Genomic DNA, 5,834 nt, shown 5'->3' on the forward strand with positions numbered 1-5,834 from the left:
GGCGAACGGTCTCAGGGGGACGATGGGGGGGCCGCGCGCGCTGCATTTAGACCGCTTGCTGCTCTTGCCGTTGCGCACATCAGGCGCGGTGATAGGGATGCCCGACCAAAATGGTCCCAGCCCGGTAAAGCTGCTCCAGGAGCATGATGCGAACCATTTGATGGGGCCAGGTCGCGGCCCCGAACGCGATCCGAAGCCTGCCTTTGCGCTGCAAATCGGGCGAAAGTCCGTCGGCGCCCCCGATCAGAAAGACAGCGTTCATGACCGATTCGTCCCGCCAGCGGCCAAGATGCGCGGCAAAGGTACTGCTGTCCACATTGTCGCCGCGCTCGTCGAGCGCGACAAGCACGGACTTTTCCGGGATTGCGGCCGACATGGCGGCTGCTTCGTCCGCGATCCGCGTCGCTGTGTCGCGCGCACGGCTTTCGGTAATCTCGTGCATCTCGAGGTTGCGGAAGCCGAGCTTGCGGCCGATGTCGTCGAACCGCTTCTGGTAGCGATCGGCGAGTTCGCGCTCCGGACCCTGTTTCAGCCGGCCGACGGCAATCACAATCAGGCGCATGCACGCAAACCTAGCATGCGCTCCAGCCGATTCGCACCGGCGCCAGTCCTAGATCGCCGTCGCCACCGTCGGGCCCTGTGTCCACAATCTTTCCAGATTGTAGAACTCGCGCACCTCGGGTCTGAACACGTGCACGATCACATCGCCGGAATCGATCAGCACCCAGTCGCAATTGGGCAAGCCCTCGACGTGGATGTTCTTGATTCCGGTTTCCTTGAGGCCCTTGGCGACATCTTCCGCGATCGCCCCGACGTGCCGGTTGGCCCGGCCCGACGTGATGACCATATAGTCGGAATATGCCGATTTGCCGCGAAGGTCGATGGTGACCGTTTCTTCCGCCTTCATGTCGTCGAGGCGGGAGAGGATCATATTCAGCGTCTTGTCGGCGCCGGGTTGCGCCTTCAAGGCTGCAGCTTGGGTCGATGTTTTACGCTTGGTTCTTTGAGCCTTGGGTAAAACAGACTGGGACAATACAGATGTGGCCAGGGACCATTCCTTTCACTGTATCGCAAACCGTCGAATCCGACGGTCCACGGACCATTCTATGCATGTGGGGTTAACGGTTTCAATATCCAGGTGTCCCCACTCGACTTACTTCCAACTTCCGTCCGGGTTCCTCAGGCCGGTGGATGACAGATTCAGCTTCAATCCGGTCAGGAAGACCCAGGCCGGGGCGCGATGGCCGGCCAGACGGCCTGCCTGTTTCTCCGGCAGGCGGTAGCGGGCAAGGGCTTGAGCGGCGGGTGCATTCAGCGCGCGAAAGCTTTGGGGCGGCCGATCGATCACCGCAATCGGGATCTGGGTCGCGATGCGGCGCCAGTTCTGCCAGCGATGAAATTGCGCGAGGTTATCGGCGCCCATGATCCAGACAAAGCGCAAGCCGGAAGCGCGGCGGCGCAAGTAAGTGATGGTATTGGCAGTGTACCGGGTTCCGATGACGGATTCGAGACAGCTGACATCGATGCGCGGATCGTCCGCCATCTGGCGCGCGGCTTCGGCGCGCTCGGCAAGCTGATGCAGGCCGCCGGTATCCTTGAGCGGGTTGCCCGGGGTCACCAGCCACCAGACGCGGTCGAGCTTCAGGCGCTTGATCGCGAACAGGCTGATGGCGCGGTGCGCCCGATGCGGCGGATTGAAGGAGCCGCCGAGCAGCCCGATGCGCATGCCATCGGTGTAGAGCGGAAGAGCTTGAACGACCGGGTGGGACGCGGTTGACGCTACCTTCAACAAAAATCCCGCCTGGACAAGGTTGGGTTCATGGCCGGGTCTGCCCGGTGCCGTGGACGCGATACTTGAAGCTCGTCAGTTGCTCGGCACCGACCGGGCCGCGGGCATGAAATTTTCCGGTGGCTATGCCGATCTCCGCGCCGAAGCCGAATTCGCCGCCATCGGCGAATTGCGTCGAGGCGTTATGCAGCACGATCGCGGAGTCGACCTCGTTGAGGAATTTGTGCGCGGCCTTGGCATCCTCGGTCACGATCGCGTCGGTATGGTGAGAGCCGTGTTTGTGGATATGCGCGATCGCTTCATCCACGCCATCGACCACCTTGGCCGTGATGATGGCGTCCTCATACTCGGTGTCCCAGTCCTCCTCGGAGGCCGGTTTGACGCGACGATCGCTGCGCTGCACGACCTCGTCGCCACGCACCTCGCAGCCGGCGTCGAGCAGCATTTCGACCAGCGGCTTGAGGTTGGCCGCGGCGCCAGCGCGATCGACCAGCAAGGTTTCAGCGGCGCCGCAGACCCCGGGGCGGCGCATCTTGGCGTTGAGCACGATCTTCTTGGCCATCTCCAGATTGGCGGCGTGGTCGACATAGACGTGGTTGACGCCTTCCAGATGCGCAAATACCGGCACGCGCGCCTCGGCTTCGACGCGCGCGACCAGGCTCTTGCCGCCGCGCGGCACGATCACGTCGATGCTGCCGTTCAGTCCGGTCAGGAGCAGGCCGACCGCTGCGCGGTCGCGGGTCGGCACCAGCGTGATCGAGGCTTCGGGAAGGCCGGCTTCGCGCAGTCCCTGCACCAGGCAGTCGTGAATCGCGCGGCAGGAGCGAAAACTGTCGGAGCCGCCACGCAGGATGACCGCATTGCCCGACTTCAGGCACAGCACGCCGGCATCGGCCGCGACATTGGGGCGGCTTTCGAAGATCACGGCGACGACGCCAAGTGGCACCCGGACGCGCTCGATGACCATGCCGTTCGGCCGTTGCCAGCTGTCGGTGACGACCCCGACCGGATCGGGAATCTCGCGCACGGTCGCAATGCCATCGGCCATCGCGTCGATGCGCGCTTGCGTCAGCGTCAGGCGGTCGATGAAGGCCGCGGTCGCGCCTGTAGCGCGGACTTCGGCCGTGTCTTCCGCGTTGGCAGAAAGGATCGCGGGCGCGTTGGCGCGGATGGCACGCTCCATCGCCTCAAGCGCCCGGTTCTTCTGGTCCGGCGAGGCCAGCGACAAAGTGCGCGCCGCCGTGCGAGCGCGCGCGGCGAGCTCGTTCATCAGGGCGGGCAGATCGGCGCTGCCGTCAATGGCCTTCAGGGATGCGGTCATCTCGTTTCCAACGGACAATTAAGGGCATGTCCTAGCATGGAAATTGAGGACTTGGCGAGGCGGGGAACCGCTTGCCAAGGTGGCGGCTTTGGAAGTCGGCGGTCGGCCAATGGCCTACCGTGCTGAAACAGCGCGAGCCGGGCTCACCACCAGATCGTCGCGGTGGATCATTTCGGCACGCCCGCTGATGCCGAGGATCGCCATCACGTCGGGCGAGGAGCGGCCCATGATCTTCTCGGCGTCGTCGGCGTCATAGGCCACGAGGCCGCGCCCGATCTCATGGGTGTCGGGCCCGCGCACCACCACGGCGTCGCCGCGAGCGAACTGCCCGTCGACCCGGATAACCCCGGCCGGCAGCAGGCTCTTTCCGGCGCGCAGCGCGCTGACTGCGCCGGCATCGATGGTTAGCGTGCCCTTGGGCTCCAGCGAACCCGCGATCCAGCGCTTTCGCGCGGTGACGGGATTGGCAGGCGTCAGAAACCAGGTGCAGCGCCCGCCGTCTGCGATCGCCTGCAGGGGATGCTCGATCTTGCCGGAGGCAATCAGCATGTGTGTGCCCCCGGTGGTCGCGATCTTCGCCGCCTCGATCTTGGTGCGCATGCCGCCGCGCGACAATTCGGATTCGGCCGCGCCCGCCATCGCCTCGATCTCGGCGGTCACGGTCTCGACCACCGGAATCAGTTTCGCGTCCGGATTTTGCGACGGCGGGGCATCGTAGAGGCCGTCGATGTCGGACAGCAGGATCAGCAGATCGGCGCTCGCCATGGTGGCGACGCGGGCGGCCAGCCGGTCGTTGTCACCGTAGCGGATTTCGTTGGTCGCAACCGTGTCGTTTTCGTTGATCACGGGCACCGCGCGCCATTCCAACAGCTTGCCGATCGTCGAGCGCGCGTTGAGATAGCGGCGGCGCTCCTCGGTGTCCTGCAGCGTCACCAGGATCTGCCCGGCACCGATACCGTGATTGCCGAGGACCTCGGACCAGATGCGCGCCAACGCGATCTGGCCGACCGCGGCGGCGCCCTGGCTCTCTTCCAGCTTGAGAGCGCCGCGCGGCAATTTCAGCCGGCTGCGTCCGAGCGCGATCGATCCCGACGACACGATCAGGAGCTCCCGGCCCTCGCCATGCAGCCTTGCCAGATCGGCCGCGAGCGCCGATAGCCACGAGGCCCGCACATCGCCCGCGTCGGAATCGATCAAGAGCGAGGAGCCGACCTTGACGACGATACGGCGGAAGTTTTTGAGGGCAGGGCGGCGGGGCATGTCGGATCGGATGGGGCCGGATCAGTCAAACGGGGCTGGTCAAGCAATACGCGCCACGTCCATGATTTGGAAGTGGCGCAGGCAAGAGAACGTGAAGAGAGCCTGCAGAGAGAGACCTGAAGAGAACGCTGAAGTACCGTCAGGCCGTCACGACGGCGTTCAGCCTGTTGCCCTTGGGGGCGCGGAAATAGGGAGCGTAGAACTGCTCGCTGCGCCGCCCGGGAAGGCCCTCGCGGCTCCCGCCGAGCGACAGCGCGAACTGCTTGACCGGTCCGACGGGCGTGATCGACTTGCGCCGCGTGCTTGGCGCGGAACGCCGCGATCACGCCGTTGCCGGACGACATCGTCTTTGCAGTCATAGGGCAGCGCCACACCGAGCCCGGCGACTCCGACCTGGCTCCCTCAGGTGATGATGCGGTCGTTGGCGACGAACCGGCCCATGTCCAGTTCGCCGCCTGTCGTCGAGCTCTCCGGCCTTCTTCCGATCGTTGCCACCGACGCTGACATTACCAATCATGGATACCGTCCCGAGATTCCCGCAATAGGCGAGTGTTGCAACAAGGATACCGTTCCGCACAACGTGACGGCGTGGCGCGGTGGTCGACGTCTTGCCCATTCCAGCGGCGCTTTGGCTCTGCTGTAATGGCTTGAGATGACCCTGGGGAGGCCTCGCGCGTGGACCGTCGACAATTCGTGGCGGGCTGTCTTGGCCTGCCGCTCGCTGCGCAGGCGGCCGCGGCCCGCGCCGAGCAGGGGCCGCTGACCCGGATCATCTTCCCGTTCCTGGCCGGCGGCGGCGGCGATACGCTGTGCCGGCTTTTGGCGCCGCAGATCAGCCAGACCCTCGATCGCACCGTGATCGTCGAGAACCGCACCGGAGCCGATGGACGGATTGGCATCAAGGCGGTGAAGGCCGCAGGCCCCGATGGCGCGATGATTCTGGTGACGACCGGTCCCACCATGTATCTGTTGCCGATGGTGGAGAAGGAGCCGAGCTTCGATACGGCGAAGGATTTCGTGCCGGTCTCGCTGCTGGCCCGCTTCGAGTTCGGCATCGTGACCGGCCCCGAGGTCGATGCCGCCGATTTCGGGCAACTCGTCGCGTGGCTCAAGGCCCATCCGGACCAGGCGTCGTTCGGCGTGCCGAGCAATGGAACGATCCCGCATTTCACGGGGTCACTGCTGGAGAAGATCCTGGGCGTTCAATTGACCCGGGTGGCCTATCGCGGCTCTGTCCCGATCATCAACGACCTGGCCGGCGGTCATCTGCCGTTCGGCATCACCACCCTCGCCGAAGCGATCCAGCAATACCGCGCCGGCGCCGTCAAGATCCTGGCGGTGAGCAGCGCGGCGCGTTCGCCCTTTCTCCCGGAGGTGCCGACGCTGAAGGAAAACGGCGTCGAGCTGGTCGCCGACGGCTGGTACGGGATGTGGCTGCCGGCCGGCAGTTCCCCGGATTTCGCG

6 protein-coding genes are annotated in these 5,834 nt (G+C 65.1%); 1 reads left to right on the top strand and 5 read right to left on the bottom strand.

Going from position 1 to position 5,834, the window contains the following annotated elements; genetic code table 11:
- Positions 1-79: 79 nt before the first annotated feature.
- The 5 genes from rlmH to proB form a co-directional block, all read right to left on the bottom strand.
- Entirely contained in the window at positions 80-562 is a 483-nt protein-coding gene (rlmH, locus tag WCB02_RS00675; RefSeq protein ID WP_423955215.1) for a 23S rRNA (pseudouridine(1915)-N(3))-methyltransferase RlmH, read from the bottom strand.
- 48 nt (positions 563-610) lie between these two features.
- Entirely contained in the window at positions 611-967 is a 357-nt protein-coding gene (gene rsfS / locus WCB02_RS00680) for a ribosome silencing factor (protein WP_423955218.1), read from the bottom strand.
- 186 nt (positions 968-1,153) lie between these two features.
- Positions 1,154-1,789 (bottom strand): nicotinate-nucleotide adenylyltransferase, encoded by a 636-nt coding sequence (locus WCB02_RS00685; protein WP_423955221.1) that lies wholly within the window; start codon positions 1,787-1,789, stop codon positions 1,154-1,156.
- Positions 1,790-1,817: 28 nt separating this feature from the next.
- A complete protein-coding gene (locus WCB02_RS00690; RefSeq protein ID WP_423955223.1) occupies positions 1,818-3,110 on the bottom strand; it encodes a glutamate-5-semialdehyde dehydrogenase in 1,293 nt (430 codons plus the stop codon).
- A gap of 114 nt (positions 3,111-3,224) precedes the next feature.
- Positions 3,225-4,370 carry a glutamate 5-kinase gene (gene proB, locus WCB02_RS00695; protein ID WP_423955225.1) on the bottom strand — a complete coding sequence of 382 codons (1,146 nt, stop codon included), beginning with the start codon at positions 4,368-4,370 and terminating at the stop codon, positions 3,225-3,227.
- A gap of 675 nt (positions 4,371-5,045) precedes the next feature.
- On the opposite strand from proB, the gene WCB02_RS00700 reads away from it, so the two are divergent.
- A partial coding sequence (locus WCB02_RS00700) for a tripartite tricarboxylate transporter substrate-binding protein (protein WP_423955228.1) occupies positions 5,046-5,834 on the top strand: 789 nt, incomplete at its 3' end.

Origin of the sequence: Bradyrhizobium sp. (genome assembly GCF_049581145.1) — a bacterium.
In the GTDB taxonomy this organism is placed as follows: Bacteria; Pseudomonadota; Alphaproteobacteria; order Rhizobiales; family Xanthobacteraceae; genus Bradyrhizobium.